The sequence below is a fragment of the Sphingobium sp. PAMC28499 genome, from assembly GCF_004795815.1.
In the GTDB taxonomy this organism is placed as follows: domain Bacteria; phylum Pseudomonadota; class Alphaproteobacteria; order Sphingomonadales; family Sphingomonadaceae; genus Sphingobium; species Sphingobium yanoikuyae.
In genome coordinates this window covers 444,978-459,776 of the sequence record NZ_CP039248.1, presented here as the reverse complement: position 1 = coordinate 459,776, position 14,799 = coordinate 444,978, and the positions used below count along the sequence as shown (strand labels likewise).

11 protein-coding genes are annotated in these 14,799 nt (G+C 65.2%); 9 read left to right on the top strand and 2 right to left on the bottom strand.

Features of this window, described 5'->3' with window-relative positions:
- Nucleotides 1-59: 59 nt before the first annotated feature.
- The 5 genes from E5554_RS02240 (at nucleotide 60) to E5554_RS02220 (ending at nucleotide 8,374) form a co-directional block, all read left to right on the top strand.
- A complete protein-coding gene (locus tag E5554_RS02240; RefSeq protein WP_136185854.1) occupies nucleotides 60-1,889 on the top strand; it encodes an NAD(P)/FAD-dependent oxidoreductase in 1,830 nt (609 codons plus the stop codon).
- A 167-nt stretch (nucleotides 1,890-2,056) separates the two neighbouring features.
- Nucleotides 2,057-3,433 (top strand): aromatic ring-hydroxylating dioxygenase subunit alpha, encoded by a 1,377-nt coding sequence (locus tag E5554_RS02235; RefSeq protein WP_048939217.1) that lies wholly within the window; start codon nucleotides 2,057-2,059, stop codon nucleotides 3,431-3,433.
- Nucleotides 3,430-5,214, top strand: a complete 1,785-nt coding sequence (locus E5554_RS02230; RefSeq protein WP_004209074.1) for a thiamine pyrophosphate-binding protein — start codon at nucleotides 3,430-3,432, stop codon at nucleotides 5,212-5,214. Before E5554_RS02235 ends, E5554_RS02230 begins: the two co-directional genes overlap by 4 nt.
- A 144-nt stretch (nucleotides 5,215-5,358) precedes the next feature.
- Nucleotides 5,359-6,774, top strand: a complete 1,416-nt coding sequence (locus E5554_RS02225) for an aldehyde dehydrogenase family protein (RefSeq protein ID WP_136185853.1) — start codon at nucleotides 5,359-5,361, stop codon at nucleotides 6,772-6,774.
- A 1-nt stretch (nucleotide 6,775) separates the two neighbouring features.
- Nucleotides 6,776-8,374 (top strand): SMP-30/gluconolactonase/LRE family protein, encoded by a 1,599-nt coding sequence (locus E5554_RS02220; protein WP_136185852.1) that lies wholly within the window; start codon nucleotides 6,776-6,778, stop codon nucleotides 8,372-8,374.
- On the opposite strand, the gene E5554_RS02215 is transcribed toward E5554_RS02220, so the two are convergent.
- Nucleotides 8,360-9,193, bottom strand: coding sequence for an IclR family transcriptional regulator (locus E5554_RS02215; RefSeq protein WP_037521968.1), 834 nt, complete (start codon nucleotides 9,191-9,193; stop codon nucleotides 8,360-8,362). The genes E5554_RS02220 and E5554_RS02215 overlap by 15 nt on opposite strands.
- A 158-nt stretch (nucleotides 9,194-9,351) precedes the next feature.
- On the opposite strand from E5554_RS02215, the gene E5554_RS02210 reads away from it, so the two are divergent.
- The 4 genes from E5554_RS02210 to E5554_RS02195 all read left to right on the top strand — a co-directional run bounded on the left by E5554_RS02210 (nucleotide 9,352) and on the right by E5554_RS02195 (nucleotide 14,384).
- Nucleotides 9,352-10,932: an AMP-binding protein gene (locus E5554_RS02210; RefSeq protein WP_136188225.1), complete on the top strand. Its 1,581-nt coding sequence runs from the start codon at nucleotides 9,352-9,354 to the stop codon at nucleotides 10,930-10,932.
- A 16-nt stretch (nucleotides 10,933-10,948) separates the two neighbouring features.
- The gene (locus tag E5554_RS02205) at nucleotides 10,949-12,097 is read left to right on the top strand and encodes a MaoC family dehydratase N-terminal domain-containing protein (RefSeq protein WP_136185851.1); all 1,149 of its coding nucleotides are present in this window, start codon (nucleotides 10,949-10,951) and stop codon (nucleotides 12,095-12,097) included.
- Nucleotides 12,098-12,165: 68 nt separating this feature from the next.
- Complete coding sequence (locus E5554_RS02200) at nucleotides 12,166-13,383, top strand: CoA transferase (protein ID WP_136185850.1); 1,218 nt, start codon at nucleotides 12,166-12,168, stop codon at nucleotides 13,381-13,383.
- 83 nt (nucleotides 13,384-13,466) lie between these two features.
- Nucleotides 13,467-14,384, top strand: a complete 918-nt coding sequence (locus E5554_RS02195; RefSeq protein WP_136185849.1) for an SDR family NAD(P)-dependent oxidoreductase — start codon at nucleotides 13,467-13,469, stop codon at nucleotides 14,382-14,384.
- A 4-nt stretch (nucleotides 14,385-14,388) separates the two neighbouring features.
- Here the strand turns inward: E5554_RS02195 and E5554_RS02190 are convergent, their stop codons facing one another.
- The gene (locus E5554_RS02190) at nucleotides 14,389-14,796 is read right to left on the bottom strand and encodes a nuclear transport factor 2 family protein (protein WP_136185848.1); all 408 of its coding nucleotides are present in this window, start codon (nucleotides 14,794-14,796) and stop codon (nucleotides 14,389-14,391) included.
- Between the last annotated feature and the right edge of the window lie 3 nt (nucleotides 14,797-14,799).

Sequence of the window (14,799 nt, the reverse complement as noted above, 5' to 3'; positions counted from 1 at the left end):
CAAGTCAACATATGTGTTGATTAACAAAATGGCGAGAACAGCGATCCCCAGGAGAGGTCATGACCTGCAAGCCGACGCAGACGCCTGCGGCTGACACATTCGATATCCCGACCCTGCGCGAGAAATATCGCGCCGAGCGCGACAAGCGGATGCGCGCCGACCGGGAAGGCCAATATCAGCCGACCACCGACGACACGACGCACAGCTATGACGTCGACCCGCATATGCCGGTCGTCGCACGCGATCCGATCGTCGAGGAACTGGATGTCGTCGTGCTGGGCGCGGGCTTTGCCGGCCTGCTTGCCGGCTATCACCTGACCAAGCAGGGCGTCACCAATTTCCGCAATATCGACCATGGCGGCGATTTCGGCGGCGTCTGGTACTGGAATCGCTATCCCGGCATCCAGTGCGACAATGACGCCTATTGCTATCTGCCGCTGCTGGAAGAAACCGGCTTCATGCCGTCGAAGAAATTCGCCGACGGCGCGGAGATCCAGGCCTATTGCCGCCAGATCGCCGAAAGCTTCGGTTTCGCCGACAAGGCGCTGTTCCACACCCTCATCACCTCGCTGAAATGGGACGAGACGATCCAGCGCTGGCGCGTCGCCACCAGCCGGGGCGACGAACTGCTGGCCCGCTTCGTGGTGATGGGTTGCGGCGTGCTCAACATGCCCAAGCTGCCCGGCATCGCCGGCATCAACAGCTTCAAGGGCAAGATCTTCCACACTGCCCGCTGGGACTATGAGTATAGCGGCGGCAGCTATGCCAATCCGGTGCTCGACAAGCTGGCCGACAAGCGCGTCGCCATCATCGGCACCGGCGCGACTGCGATCCAGGCGGTGCCCTATCTCGGCCGCTACGCCAAGCAGCTCTATGTCATCCAGCGCACGCCATCGACTGTGGACGAGCGGCCCAATCCGGCGACGGATGCCGACTGGGCGGCGTCGCTCCAGCCCGGCTGGCAGGCCGATCGCCAGGCCAATTTCCACCGCGCCGCAATGGAGTCCTTTGCGCCGGGCGAGCCGGATCTGATCTGCGACATCTGGACCGAGATCGCCCGCAACCTGTCGGCCGAACTGGAAGCCGAAGGCTGGCCGGAAATGTCGATCGAGCAGTTCATGGCCAAGCGCGAAGTGGTCGATTATCGCGTGATGGAGCGGCTGCGCGCCCGCGTCGACGAGATGGTCGAGGACAAGGCGACGGCCGAGGCCCTGAAGCCCTGGTATCGCTTCCTCTGCAAGCGGCCGCTGTCGAGCAACGAGTTCTATCCGACCTTCAACCGGCCCAATGTCACGCTGATCGACGTCGCCGACAGCAAGGGGCTGGAGAAGATCACGGAGAAGGGCTTCGTGTCGGGCGGCGTCGAATATGAGGTCGACTGCATCATCTTCGCCAGCGGCTTCGAGGTGACGAGCGAGCTGAAGCGCCGCTGGGGCATCGACGCGGTCGAGGGGCGCGATGGCCTGTCCATCTACGATCATTGGGCCAATGGTCCGCGCACCCTGCACGGCACCATGACCCATGGTTTCCCCAACCAGTTCTTCATCGGCTATATTCAGGGCGGCCTCAACGCCAGCGTCACCGAACAGTTCGGCCGCCAGGCGGAGCATATCGCCCATATCATCCATGCGGTGATGGATAAGGGCGCCAAGGTGGTCGAGACCACCCTGCAGGGGCAGGAGGATTATGTCCGCCATTTCGAGGAAATGGAAATCGACATGACCGCCTTCCAGCAGGAATGCACCCCCAGCTATTTCACCAATGAGGGCCAGGTGAAGGCGCCCTGGGCGCTGTTCCGCAGCTATGGACCGGGCTGGGGCGCATTCCAGAAACTGGTGCAGGACTGGCGCGCGAAGGGCGATCTCGACGGCATGGAATTGCGGTCCTGAGCCATGGGCCGGATCGCCCCGGGGATGGTTCGTGGCGGTCGCCGCTCTTCCCTTGGGACGCTCCCGCCAGTTGCGATAGGCAGGTTGAAAATATTGTCCTTGCGGACCCGGCGAGCGGACTCGCGGGCCGTACCCATCGGGCAACGCGGACGTTGCAGGAGGATGCCATGAGCAAGATCGACAATATCGATGTGGAGGCGCTGGCCAAGCCGCTGACCTATCCGACCGAGGCATTCCTGTCGAAGGACTATGCCCTGGCGGAGAAGGAAAAGCTGTGGCCCCATGTCTGGCAGATGGCGGCGCGGGTCGAGGAACTGCCCGATGTCGGCGACTGGATGACCTACGACATTTGCGATGAGTCGATCATCATCGTGCGGACCGCGCCCGATACGTTGCGCGCCTTCTTCAATGTCTGTCCGCATCGCGGCCGCCAACTGGTCGATGTGCCCAAGGACGTGCATTCGGTGCGTGGCAAGAACCGGCGCAGCTTCGTCTGCGGCTTCCATGGCTGGACCTTCGATACCGAGGGCAACAACACCTACATCCTCGACCCGCAGGACTGGCAGGGCGCGCTCAATGCCGAATGCACCCGCCTGTCGGACGTCAAGATCGACACATGGGGCGGCTGGATCTGGATCCACATGGACCTCAATGCCGAGCCGCTGATCGATTTCCTGGGCGATGCCGGTCGCATCCTGTCCCACTTCGAAATGGACAAGATGCGCTACAAATGGCGCAAATGGGTGGTCTATCCGGCCAATTGGAAGACTGCGCTGGAGGCTTTCATGGAGCCTTATCATGTCGCGGGCACCCATACCCAGCTGCTCGATTATGGCGATTATTACGCCTATAGTGCGGCCTATGGCCTGCATGGGGTGAGCGGTTTCGACCAGCGCGACCCGGCCTTCCAGATGAGCCAGAGCAGCAGCGTCACCCGCGCGGGCAAGGGCGATGATCCGCGCCGCTCCACCTATGAGCTGATCCGCGAAAATTACGAGACATTGAACTATGCGGCCTCGACCGAGACTTTGGTCAATGCGGCGAGCCGGCTGGTCGACGAACTGCCCGAGGGCACGGCGGCCGGCGACGTGATCGCCCATTGGCTGAAATCCGCCAAGGCAGACGATGCCGCGCGCGGCGTCATCTGGCCGGAAATCCCGCCCGAGGTGATGGCCGAGGCGGGGCTTGCCTGGCACGTCTTTCCCAACATGTCGGTGCTGCAGGGGATCACCTTCGCCCTTTGCTACCGCACCCGTCCCTATGGCGACGATCCCGACATGTGCATCTTTGAATCCTACGCGATCGAGCGATTTCCCGAAGGCGAAGTGCCGGTCACCGAATGGGAAGAGACGGAGGCCACCGCCGAGGGCTGGGGCGCCGTCCTCGCCCAGGATTTCTCGAACATGGAATGGGTGCAGAAGGGCATGAAGTCGCGCGGTTTCCGCGGGCCGCTGCCCAACCCCCACCAGGAACGCAAGATCACCAATTTCCACCGCAACCTAGCCACGTACATGGGTACGGGCGCACCGAGGTTACTCAAATGAGCTATGACGATCCCAAGCCCGCCGTCAACGTGAACGCCACCGACAAGAAGGGCACGCCGGTCTACAAGCGGATGCTGGACCTGTTCGAGGCCGAAGGCATCAACACGCTGTTCGGCATTCCCGACCCCAATTTCGTCCACATGTTCCTGGAGGCCGAGCGTCGCGGCTGGACCGTGGTTGCGCCCCATCATGAAGCCGCAGCCGGCTTCATGGCCGAGGCCGCGTCGCGCATCACCGGCAAGCCCGCCGTCGCGATCGGCACGCTGGGGCCGGGCATCGCCAATATGGCGCCCGCCATCCAGTGCGCGCTGGTCGAAAATTCGCCGGTCATCTTCCTGTCGGGCCAGCGCGCCCGCGTCACCGAACAGCGCGTCCGTCGCGGCCGCATCCAGTTCGTCAAGCAGATGCCCTTGTTCGAAAATAGCGTCAAATATGCCGCCTCGATCGAATATGCCGACCAGACCGACGAGGTCGTGCGCGAGGGCATTCGCAAGGCGATGGGCGGCACCCCCGGCCCGGTCTATATCGAATATCCCAGCCACATCATTCTGGAGGAGCTGGACCTGCCCGCGCCGCTGGCGCCGGACCGCTATCGTCTGGTCAACCAGGGCGCGGACATCGACCGGGTCAAGGAAGCGGCCGACCTGATCCGCGCGGCCAAGAACCCGATCCTGCTGGTCGGCCATGCCGTCCACACCTCGCGCTCGGGCGCGGCGGTGAAGCAACTCGCGGACCTGATGAACTGCCCGGTGATCCAGACCTCGGGCGGCACCAGCTATATCAAGGGGCTGGAAGACCGCACTTTCCAGTACGTCTTCTCCAAGGCGTCGATCGAAGCGGTCACGGAATCGGATCTGGTGCTGGCGCTGGGCACTGAACTGGGCGAGCCGGTCCATTTCGGCAAATGGCGCTACTGGATGAAGAATGAAGCGATCCGCAAGTGGATCTATGTCGAGCAGGACCCGGCCGCGATCGGCGTCAACCGGCCGATCGACGTGCCGCTGGTCGGCGACCTGCGCGGCGTCGTGCCGCAGCTGGTCGAGGCGCTGAAGGACACGCCGCGCGCGCCCGCGCCGATGCTGGAAGCCTTCATGCGTGACGGCCAGGCGGAACTGGACGAACTGGCGGCGGAATCGCGTACCAAGAGCGATGGCACCGGCGATTTGCCGATCCATCCCGCCCGTCTGGCGGTGGAAGCGACCGAAGCCTTCCCCAAGGACGGCATCCTGATCCGCGACGGCGGCGCCGGCGTGATCTTCCAGTGGACCTATTCGCAGTGCAAGCCGAACGACGTCATCTGGAACCAGAATTTCGGTCATATCGGCACCGGCATTCCCTATGCTACCGGCGCGATGCTGGCGGACAAGGCGGCCACCGGGGTCAGCCGTCCGGGCCTGTTGCTGACCTCCGACAGCAGCTTCATGTTCCACATTGCCGAACTGGAAGTGGCGGTGCGCACCAAGCTGCCGCTGGTCTGCGTCGTCGGCGTGGATAATCAGTGGGGCCTGGAAGTGGGCGTCTACAAGCGCACCTTCGGCCAGGGCACGGAAGAAACCGGCACCCATTGGAGCAAGGAAGTCCGCTTCGACAAGATCGGCGAGGGCTTTGGCTGCCACGGCGAATATGTGACCCGCGCGGAGGACATCAAGCCGGCGATCGCGCGCGCCTATGCCAGCGGCAAGCCGGGCGTCGTCCATGTCGTGATCGACCCCAAGGCCAATTCGGAAGAAATGCCGAAATATGCCGAATTCCGCACCTGGTATGCCGAAGGCACCCAGTAAAACGCCCTTCCTCCCCGGATAAGGGGAGGGGGACCGCCGCGGGCGGTGGAGGGGTGTCATCCCGGCGGACACACCCTTCCGTCTGGCCTTTGGCCAGCCACCTCCCCTTCAGGGGGAGGATTTTGGAGAGGATGGGACATCGACATGCGCGACTATCGGAACTTCTATATCGACGGCCAATGGGTCGCCCCGGTCGAACCGAAGACCGCGGATGTCATCAATCCCGCGACCGAGGCGGTGGCCGGCACGATCTCGCTCGGCGGCGTTGCCGACGTGAACAAGGCGGTCGCCGCTGCGCGCAAGGCCTTTGCCAGCTGGTCGCAGACCACGCGCGAACAGCGGCTCGACCTGCTGCTCGCCATTCAGGCGGAATATGCGCGGCGTCAGGCCGAGCTGGGCGACGCGATCATCGAGGAAATGGGCGCGCCGTCCTCGCTGGCCCATGGCTTCCATGTCGGCCTGGGGGCGGGGCATTTGCAGACCGCGATCGAGGTGCTGCGCGAGTTCAAGTTCGACGAGCCGCATGGCGCGACGATGATCGCGCGCGAGCCGATCGGCGTCTGCGCCCTCATCACGCCGTGGAACTGGCCAATGAACCAGACCTGCGTGAAGATTTTCCCGGCGCTGGCCACTGGCTGCACCATGATCCTGAAGCCGCCACAACTCGCGCCCTTCTCGGCCCAGATCCTGGCTGAAATCCTCGATACGGCGGGCGTGCCGGCGGGCGTGTTCAACATGGTGCAGGGCAGTGGCAGCGTGATCGGCACCGCGCTTTCCACCCATGAGGATGTCGACATGGTGTCCTTCACCGGGTCGGAGCCGGTTGGCGTGCAGATTCAAAAGGATGCGGCGACCACGATCAAGCGGGTCGGGCTGGAACTGGGCGGCAAGAGCGCTTTCATCGTGCTGGACGATGATGCGCTGGCCGCCAATGTCGCGGGCGCGACCGGCGGCATGATGGGCAATTCGGGCCAGACCTGCAGCGCGGGATCGCGCCTGCTGGTGCCGGCCGCACGCATGGATGAAGTGGTGGCCGCAGCCAGGGCGGCGGCGGACGCGGTGACGGTCGGCGATCCGACCGGCAATGTCGCCATGGGGCCGGTGGTGTCGAAGAGCCAGTACAACATCATCCAGGACTATATCCGCAAGGGCCTGGACGAGGGCGCGACCCTGATCGCTGGCGGCGCCGGTCGCCCGGACGGGATCGACAAGGGCTGGTTCGTGAAGCCGACGGTGTTCGTCGGCACCAACGACATGGTGATCGCGCGCGAGGAAATCTTTGGCCCGGTGCTGGTGATCATCGGCTATGACGATATCGACCACGCAGTCGACATCGCCAATGACAGCAATTTCGGCCTTGCCGGCTATGTCAGCGGCACTGATATTGACCAGTGCCGTGCCGTCGCCCGGCGCATGCGCACCGGCTGGATCAGCATCAATGGCGGCTTCGATTTCCACGCCCCCTTTGGCGGCTACAAGCGCAGCGGCAATGGCCGCGAATGGGGCGAGCATGGCTTCCTCGAATATCTCGAAGTGAAGTCGCTGCTGGGCTACGCCTGAGATGGCGGTCCAGTCCGGGCGCTATGGCGCCGCCAGTGCTGCTATCGCTGCCGAGGGCTGGTCCCTCGCGCGTCTGACCCCGCCCAGCCGCCTGCACGGCGCCAATGGCCTGGCCACCGGACCGGACGGGCGCCTCTATGTCGCGCAGGTCGGTGGTAGCCAGGTCAGCGCGATCGATGTCGACAGTGGCGCGATCGAGACGATCAGCGCGATGGGCGGCGCCATCGTCGCGCCCGACGATCTGGTGTTCGACGATGCCGGCAACCTGTATCTGACCGAGATTACCGAGGGCCGGGTCGCGATGCGCACGCCATCGGGCGACGTGCGGGTGGTGCGCGGCGACATTCCGGTCGCCAACCCGATCACCTGGCATCAGGGCCGGCTGATCGCGGGCGAATGCCGGATCGGCGCGCGGATCATGGAGCTGGACCTGGATGGCGGCGAACCGCGCATCATCCTCGACAATATACCGATGGCCAACGCCTTTCAGGTCGGCCCGGACGGCAAGCTCTATTTCCCGGTGATGGGCGCCAACGAGATTTGGCGGGTGGACCTGAATGGTGGTGCGCCCGAGGTGGTGGCCGGCGATCTGGGCGTACCGGATTCGGTGAAGTTCGACAGCAAGGGGCGGATCGTCACGACCCAGGTGGCCAGCGGCCAGGTGCTGCGGCTCGACCTGGTGAGTGGCACGCGCGAAGTGCTGGCCGATCTTGGCCCCGGTCTCGACAATGTCAGCTTCATCGGCGACCGCATCTTCGTGTCGAGCATTCCGGGCGAGATCACCGAATTGCTGGGCGACGGCAAGGTCCGCTCCGTCGTGCCCCGCGCACTGCAATGGCCGCTGGGTCTCGCCATGGGCGCGGACGGCGCGTTGTTCGTTGCCGATGGCACTTTCGGATATACGCTGCGAGCCGGCGAGGCACTGACCCTGGCCGGCATGATCTTCTACCCCGGCTGTCCCGGCTATATGCGCGGCGTTGCCGCCGGCGTGCAGGCGGGCGAATGGATCATCAGCACCGGTCTTGGCGTGGTGGCGCGCTATCGGCCGGGGCAGGGGGAAAGCGATTTCCTCGTCACCGGCCTCGACCAGTTGATGGGGGTGGCGGTCGCGCCGGGCGGCGCGGTGGTGGTTGCCGAATATGGCACCGGCCGGCTGCTCTCGATCGAGAATGGCGCGGTCAGCGAACTCGCGACCGGACTCGACAAGCCGATGGGCGTGGCGCTGGCGCCGGACGGGACAACCTATGTCGCCGAGGCCGGGGCAGGGCGCGTGCTGCGCATCGCGGGCGGCCGCAGCGAGACGATCATCGATGGTCTCGGCCGACCGGAAGGGCTGGCGATCCATGATGGGAAGCTGTTCGTCGTCGATACGCGGGCCAAGACACTGGTCGCCACCGACCTGTCGGGCGGCGCGCGTGAGACGATCGCCAGCGCCTTGCCAGTCGGCGCGCCCGCCGGCGTCACGCCCAAATTCCTGGGCCCGATCGGCGACATGGCCGGGCCGATGATCAATTTCGCCGATGTGACGGCGGGATCGGATGGCACGCTCTATGTGTCGGGCGACGCTGAAGGCAGCGTGCTGGCGCTACGCCGCCGGTAGGGGACGGTCGCCGCTGAGCTGCTCGCTGAGCGCGTCCGCCGCCTCGACCAGCGCCTGTTGCAATGCGCCCAGCCCCTCGCGCTGCAGCGCGGCGCCGATGCCGATCGCCACCAGCGCATGGACCGGGCGGCCCGCGCCTTTCCATACGGGCGCGGAGACGACGGTGACGCCGGCAATATATTGGCCCTCGTCCACCGCGAAGCCCTGCGCGCGGGTCTGGCGCAATTGCTCCATCCAGTCGGCGAAGGGCGGCGGATCGTCCCAGCGCAGCGTGTCGAACCGCGCCTTCAGTTCCTTCTCGCCATAATCGCCAAAGGCGGCGATGCAGCGGCCGGTGGCGCTGATCAGCGCCGGGAAACGGCTGCCGACCTGGGCGCTCAGTTGGAAGCCGCTGCCCGACTGCGCCATGGCGACGACGATCATATGATCGAGGCCCACCGCCTGCACCCCCAGCATGGTGAGGCCGAAGCGCTGCGCCAGCCGGTCGAGCACCGGCTGGGCAAGGTCGTTGAAGGCGTCGCGGCGCAGCCAGTTGCGCGCCAGCGTCAGCACGCCGGCCTGCAGCGCATAGCGTTTGGTATCGGGATCGAAGGCGACCAGTTCCTCCTCCACCAGCGCGCGCAGCACATAGAGGCAGGTGCTGGGCACCAGCCCCAGTTCCTTGGCGATCGCCTGTACGCCGAGCGGCCGGTCGCTCTTGCCCAGCAGGCGCAGGATCGCGGCGGCACGGGCGATGGCGGGCGCCTTGCTCTCCTGCACGGCCTTGGCGACCTTGCGGACGGTGGAGGGCGGGCGGGGCGTGGTGCGGCTGTCGGTCATGGCGTCATCCTATCGCGACGCCGATGGGCTGTCATTCGAAATATAGAACATCATTCACCATTTACAACAAATGAGTCGCTGTGACATCGCTTGTTGCAAGCAGCGACGGGATTTCGACCCGTTCGCCCGGTTGAATGCCGGACCGATGGGATGGGATGATGGCGAAGCTAACCGACTATCGCAGCTATGCCGATGCACAGGCGCATGCGACCTCAGCGGCGCTGTGGGATTTGTTCGACGGCGACCGCGAAGACCTCAACATCGCCCATGAATGCATCACCCGCCATGCCGATGGATCGGGCCGCGCCGCCGTGCGCATCGCCCATGCCGCCAATGGTGATGATGGCGGCCGGGACGAGATATTGAGCTTCGACGCGATCGCGGCGGGCGCCGCGCGCTTTGCCCATTGGCTCGATGCCGAGGGTATTCGGCCGGGCGAACGCATCGCCTTCATGCTGGAACCTTCGCTGCCCTTCTATGTCTGCCTGTTCGGGGCGATGCAGACCGGCGCGATCTCGGTGCCGCTCTTCACCCTGTTCGGCCCGGATGCGCTGCGGCTGCGGGTCGACGACTGCAAGCCGACCATCCTCATCACCAACGCGGAAAAGGCGGAGCTGGCGCGCAGTATGGATGGCCCGCGCGTGATCGTCGCCGACGACGCATTGCTGGCCGATCTCGCCCGCTTCCCGGCGAGCTACAGCCCGAAGACCAAGGCCAATGACCTGGCCGTCTTCCAATATACGTCGGGCACCACGCGCGAACTGCCCGAGGCGGTGAAGCACAGCCATCGCGCGCTGGTGACGTTGATGTTCGCCGCCCTCTACGGCACCGGCATCCGGCCGGGCGACGAATTTTTCTGCCCCTCCTCGCCGGCCTGGGGTCATGGCCTGTGGCATGGCACGCTGGCGCCGCTGGGGCTGGGCGTGACCACCGGCACCTTTGCCGGCCGCTTCGATCCGGTGCGGCTGATGCAGGCGCTGGATGCCTATGGCATCACCAACATGTCGGCCGCCGCGACCCATTATCGCATGATGAAGAATAGCGGCCGGGCCGCCGATTTCGCCTTCCATTTCGACAAGCTGTCCTACACCGGCGAGCCGATCGACCCGGCGACGCTGGAGTTTATCGACGCCCATTTCAAGGTGCCGGCCTGTTCCATGTACGGCACGACCGAGATTGGCGTGGTGCTGGTCAACTATCCCGGCGCGCAGGATTTCATGGTGAAGCCGGGTTCGCTGGGCAAGGCGGTGCCGGGCCAGAGGCTGGAAGTGCAGCGCCCCGATGGCAGCGCCTGCGATCCCGGCGAGATTGGCGAGCTGATGCTGTGGCGCCGCGACCGGTGGGAAACCACCAAGGACCGGGCGAAGATCGACGCTGACGGCTATTTCTACCATTGCGGCCGCGCCGACGACGTCATCATCTCGGCCGGCTGGACGATGAGCGCGGTCGAGATCGAGAATACGCTGCTCAAGCATGAGGCGGTGCTGGAATGCGCGGTGATCGGCGTGCCCGATGACAAGCGCGGCCAGGTGGTGAAGGCCTTCATCATCCTCAATCGCGACGGCAGCGACGCGCTGGTCCGCGAATTGCAGGACTTCACCCGCGAGAAGCTCGCCCAGCACGAATTTCCCCGCATCGTGGAATTCGTGACCGACCTGCCCAAGACGCCGGCCGGCAAGGTTCACCGCAAGATTTTGAGAGATCGTGAGGCCGCCAAGGCGGTCGAACTCGCCAACTGAAGTCAGGAGAAGAGAGATGGCAACATTGGCCGAAGCGCCCGTGAACAAATTCCCCAAGATCACCGAGGAGGGGCTGGACGACCTGCGCAAGCGCATCGGCGTCAAGATCGAGAATACCGTCGAGCCGTGGAACTACGAAGCCACGCGCGACGCGATCCGCCACTATGCGCACGGTATCGGTGACGATAATCCGCTGTGGTGCGATCCGGCCTATGCCGAAAAGACCAAGCATGGTTCGCTGGTCGCGCTGCCGAGCTTCCTGTTCACCACCAGCCGCATCATCTCGGGCTATTGTGGTGGCCTGTCGGGCGTCCATGCGATGTGGGCGGGTGCCGACTGGACCTGGCACAAGCCGGTGCTGCGCAACGACACGATCCGCACCGAGGCCTATTTGAAGGATCTGATCGAACATCAGACCAAGTTCGCCGGCCGCAGCTTCCAGCAGATCTATCATGTCGATTTCTTCAACCAGCATGGCGACAAGGTCGCCGAAGGCGACAGCTGGGTGTTCCGCACCGACCGCGACGAAGCGCGTGAGCGCGGGACGAAGTACACCGAAGCCCGTGGCCGGGTGGAGCCCTTCACCGACGAACAGCTGGCCGAGATGTACAAGCTGTACGAGAAGGAAGAAATTCGCGGCGCCACGCCCCGTTACTGGGAAGATGTGCAGGTCGGCGATGAACTGCCGCGCATGATGAAGGGGCCGATGACCGTCACCGGCTTCATCTGCTACGCGCAGGGCTGGGGCGGCCTCTATATCCGCGCCAACAAGCTGGCGTGGAAGATGCAGCAGAAGCATCCCGGCACCGGCATCAAGAACCGCTTCAACGTGCCCGACTGCCCGGAACGCGTCCATTGGGACGAGGCGTTCGCGCTCGAAGTCGGCGCGCCGGGCGCCTATGACTATGGTCCGGAACGCTGCAGCTGGCTGACCCATCAGGTCACCAACTGGATCGGCGACGACGGCTTCCTGCACAAGAGCAAGTGCCAGATCCGCCGCCATAATCCCGATGGCGACGTGATCTTCATCGACGGCAGCGTGATCCGCAAGTTCGAGGAGAACGGCAAGAAATATGTCGAGATCCAGCAGCGCGCGGAAACCCATCGCGGCGAAGTCTCGGCCTTCGGCACCTCGATTGCCGAACTGCCCAGCCGCCCGGCCTGATCCGGGCGCGGTGGGCCGTTCCTTCCCCCTGGGGAGGATTTGGGACGGAACGGCCCACCGAAAGAGGCATGATGGACAGCCACGACAAGAGTGAATGGGCAGGGCCGCTGGCCGGGGTGCGGGTGCTGGATTTCACCCGCGTCCTGGCTGGTCCCTCGGCCGCGCTCGCGCTCGCCGATCTGGGCGCGGAAGTCATCAAGGTGGAGCCGCCGGGCAGCGGCGATGACACCCGCAGCTTCCCGCCGCTGCGCGAAGGCGAGAGCCATTATTTCCTCAGCGTCAATCGCGGCAAGAAGAGCATCGTGCTCGACTTGAAAGCCCCCGAGGGGCTGGCGATCGCCCGCGATCTGGCGGCCAAGTCGGACATCGTCATCGAAAATTACCGGCCCGGCGTGATGGACCGGCTGGGCCTTGGCTATGAGGCGCTGTCGGCGATCAACCCCGGCCTCATCTATTGCGCCATTTCCGGCTTCGGCATGACCGGGCCACTCAAGGACCGGCCGTCCTTCGACATCGTCTTGCAGGCCATGTCGGGCGCGCTCAGCGTCAATGGCGAGCCGGGCGGGTTGCCGACCAAGCTCGGCATTCCGCTGGGCGATCTGGTCGGTGGCATCAACGGGCCGATCGCGATCCTCGCCGCCCTGCACGAACGCCATGCCACCGGGCGCGGCCGGCTGATCGACATCAGCCTGATGGACGGGATGATCGGCCTGCTCGGCTATCTGGCGCAACTCAGTTTCTTCACCGGGCAGGATCCGGTGCCGCAGGGATCGCAGCATCCCAATCTCGTCCCTTATGGCGTCTTCCCGGCCAGCGACGGGTCGATCGTGATCGCCTGTCTCACCAATCATTTCTGGGGCAAGATCTGCGCCGCGCTGGGGCTGGATGCGCTGGCCGACGATCCGCGCTATGACATGCTCGACAAGAGGCGCGAGCGGCGGGCGGAGGTGAACGCCCTGCTGTCGGCGGTGACGCAGACCCGCACCGTGGCCGACCTTGCCGATTTGTTCGCCGCGCATCAGGTGCCCCATGCGCCGATCCTGACCATCAGCGAGGCGCTGGCCCAGCCGCAGACGCTGGCCCGCAACATGGTGGTGGAGACCGAGCATAAGAGTTTGGGCACGATCCCGATCGTCAACCGTCCCTTCCGCTTCCCTGGCGCGGAGCAGCCAGTGCCGAGCGCCCCGCCGGTGCTGGGCGAGCATAGCGATATGGTGTTGGCAGACCTTCTGGGCATGGATGCGGAGACCATCGCCCGGTTGCGCGGCGCGGGCGTCGTCGCCTGAGCGATCATTTGGCGCCACGCTTGGGGCGACGCCACCGCCGCCGCTAAGCTCCCGGCCAATCATTATCCGGGAGAGAGACTATCATGCTGCGATTTGACGACCGCGTCGCCCTGATCACCGGCGCCGGGCGTGGCCTCGGCCGGGCCTATGCGCTGCTGCTGGCGGCGCGCGGCGCGAAGGTGGTGGTCAATGATCCCGGCGTCAGCATGCAGGGCGAGGGGACCGATGCCGGCCCGGCCCAGTCGGTGGTGGACGAAATCCGCGCCGCCGGCGGCCAGGCGATCGCCTCGACCGACAGCGTCGCCACGCCCGAAGGCGGGCAGGCGATGATCGACCTCGCCCGTGACCAGTTCGGCAGCATCGACATCCTTATCCACAATGCCGGCATCGTCCGGCGCGGCGGTCTGGCGGAGCTAAGCTATGCCGATTTCGAGACGGTGCTCGACGTCCATCTGCGCGGTGCCTTCCATGTCGTGCGCGCCGCCTTCCCGCATATGTGCGCGGCGAACTATGGCCGCATCGTCCTCACCGGATCGATCAACGGCCTGTATGGCAATGCCGGCGTGGTCAATTACAGCGTCGCCAAGGCGGGGATGATCGGCCTGTCCAATGTCGCCGCGATCGAGGGGGCGGCCCATGGCGTGAAGAGCAACATCATCCTGCCCGGCGCCGTCACCCGCATGGCGGAGGGGCTGGACACCAGTGCCTATCCGCCGATGGACCCGGAACTGGTGGCGCCCGCCGTCGGCTATCTGGCGCATCAGAATTGCGCGGTCAGCGGCGAGATGCTGATCGCCATGGCCGGGCGCGTCGCGCGGGCCTACACGATGGAAACCGTCGGCCTGTTCCAGCCCGACTGGACGATCGAGCAGATTGCCGATCGGCTGGAGGGAATACGCGACACGCAGGACGCGCTGCTCTTCCCGCCGGTGCCGACCGGCCATCTCGACCATCTGCGCTACAGCTTCACCATGGCCAGCCAGGGCATGAAACAGGGCTGATCCCTCAGCCCTGTTTGGCCGCCATCATCGCCTGGATCAGCGGCTTGATCTGGGCTTCGACCGGCGCCGGGTTGAAATGCTCGGCGACCGACGCGATCTGACCGTCGCGGATGCGCAGCAGGAAGACATAGCGATTGGCGAAGGGCTCGCCATTCACCAGCGTGCCGGCCGACCGCACTTCGGCCGCGACCCGGTCCTCTTGCGCCGTCAATGAATCGACGGTGAAGCTCAGCCCGCCCTGGAACAGCGACCCCAGCATCGCGACGCCGCGCTGATAGGATGCGCGCGGCGCCTCGACGCCCGACGTCGTCGTCCAGGCGGTCATGTCGTCGGTCAGCAATTCGTCCGGCAGTACCGCCGCCGACAGGGCGGCGAAGAAGCGGCGGGCCAAGTCATGATGGGCCTGTGTCATCGG

What these genes read in the sequence shown, in the direction of transcription:
- E5554_RS02240 (WP_136185854.1), top strand. Translation starts at nt 60, where the DNA reads ATGACCTGCAAGCCGACGCAGACGCCTGCGGCTGACACATTCGATATC.
- E5554_RS02235 (WP_048939217.1), top strand. Translation starts at nt 2,057, where the DNA reads ATGAGCAAGATCGACAATATCGATGTGGAGGCGCTGGCCAAGCCGCTG.
- E5554_RS02230 (WP_004209074.1), top strand. Translation starts at nt 3,430, where the DNA reads ATGAGCTATGACGATCCCAAGCCCGCCGTCAACGTGAACGCCACCGAC.
- E5554_RS02225 (WP_136185853.1), top strand. Translation starts at nt 5,359, where the DNA reads ATGCGCGACTATCGGAACTTCTATATCGACGGCCAATGGGTCGCCCCG.
- E5554_RS02220 (WP_136185852.1), top strand. Translation starts at nt 6,776, where the DNA reads ATGGCGGTCCAGTCCGGGCGCTATGGCGCCGCCAGTGCTGCTATCGCT.
- E5554_RS02215 (WP_037521968.1), bottom strand. Translation starts at nt 9,193, where the DNA reads ATGACCGACAGCCGCACCACGCCCCGCCCGCCCTCCACCGTCCGCAAG.
- E5554_RS02210 (WP_136188225.1), top strand. Translation starts at nt 9,352, where the DNA reads ATGGCGAAGCTAACCGACTATCGCAGCTATGCCGATGCACAGGCGCAT.
- E5554_RS02205 (WP_136185851.1), top strand. Translation starts at nt 10,949, where the DNA reads ATGGCAACATTGGCCGAAGCGCCCGTGAACAAATTCCCCAAGATCACC.
- E5554_RS02200 (WP_136185850.1), top strand. Translation starts at nt 12,166, where the DNA reads ATGATGGACAGCCACGACAAGAGTGAATGGGCAGGGCCGCTGGCCGGG.
- E5554_RS02195 (WP_136185849.1), top strand. Translation starts at nt 13,467, where the DNA reads ATGCTGCGATTTGACGACCGCGTCGCCCTGATCACCGGCGCCGGGCGT.
- E5554_RS02190 (WP_136185848.1), bottom strand. Translation starts at nt 14,796, where the DNA reads ATGACACAGGCCCATCATGACTTGGCCCGCCGCTTCTTCGCCGCCCTG.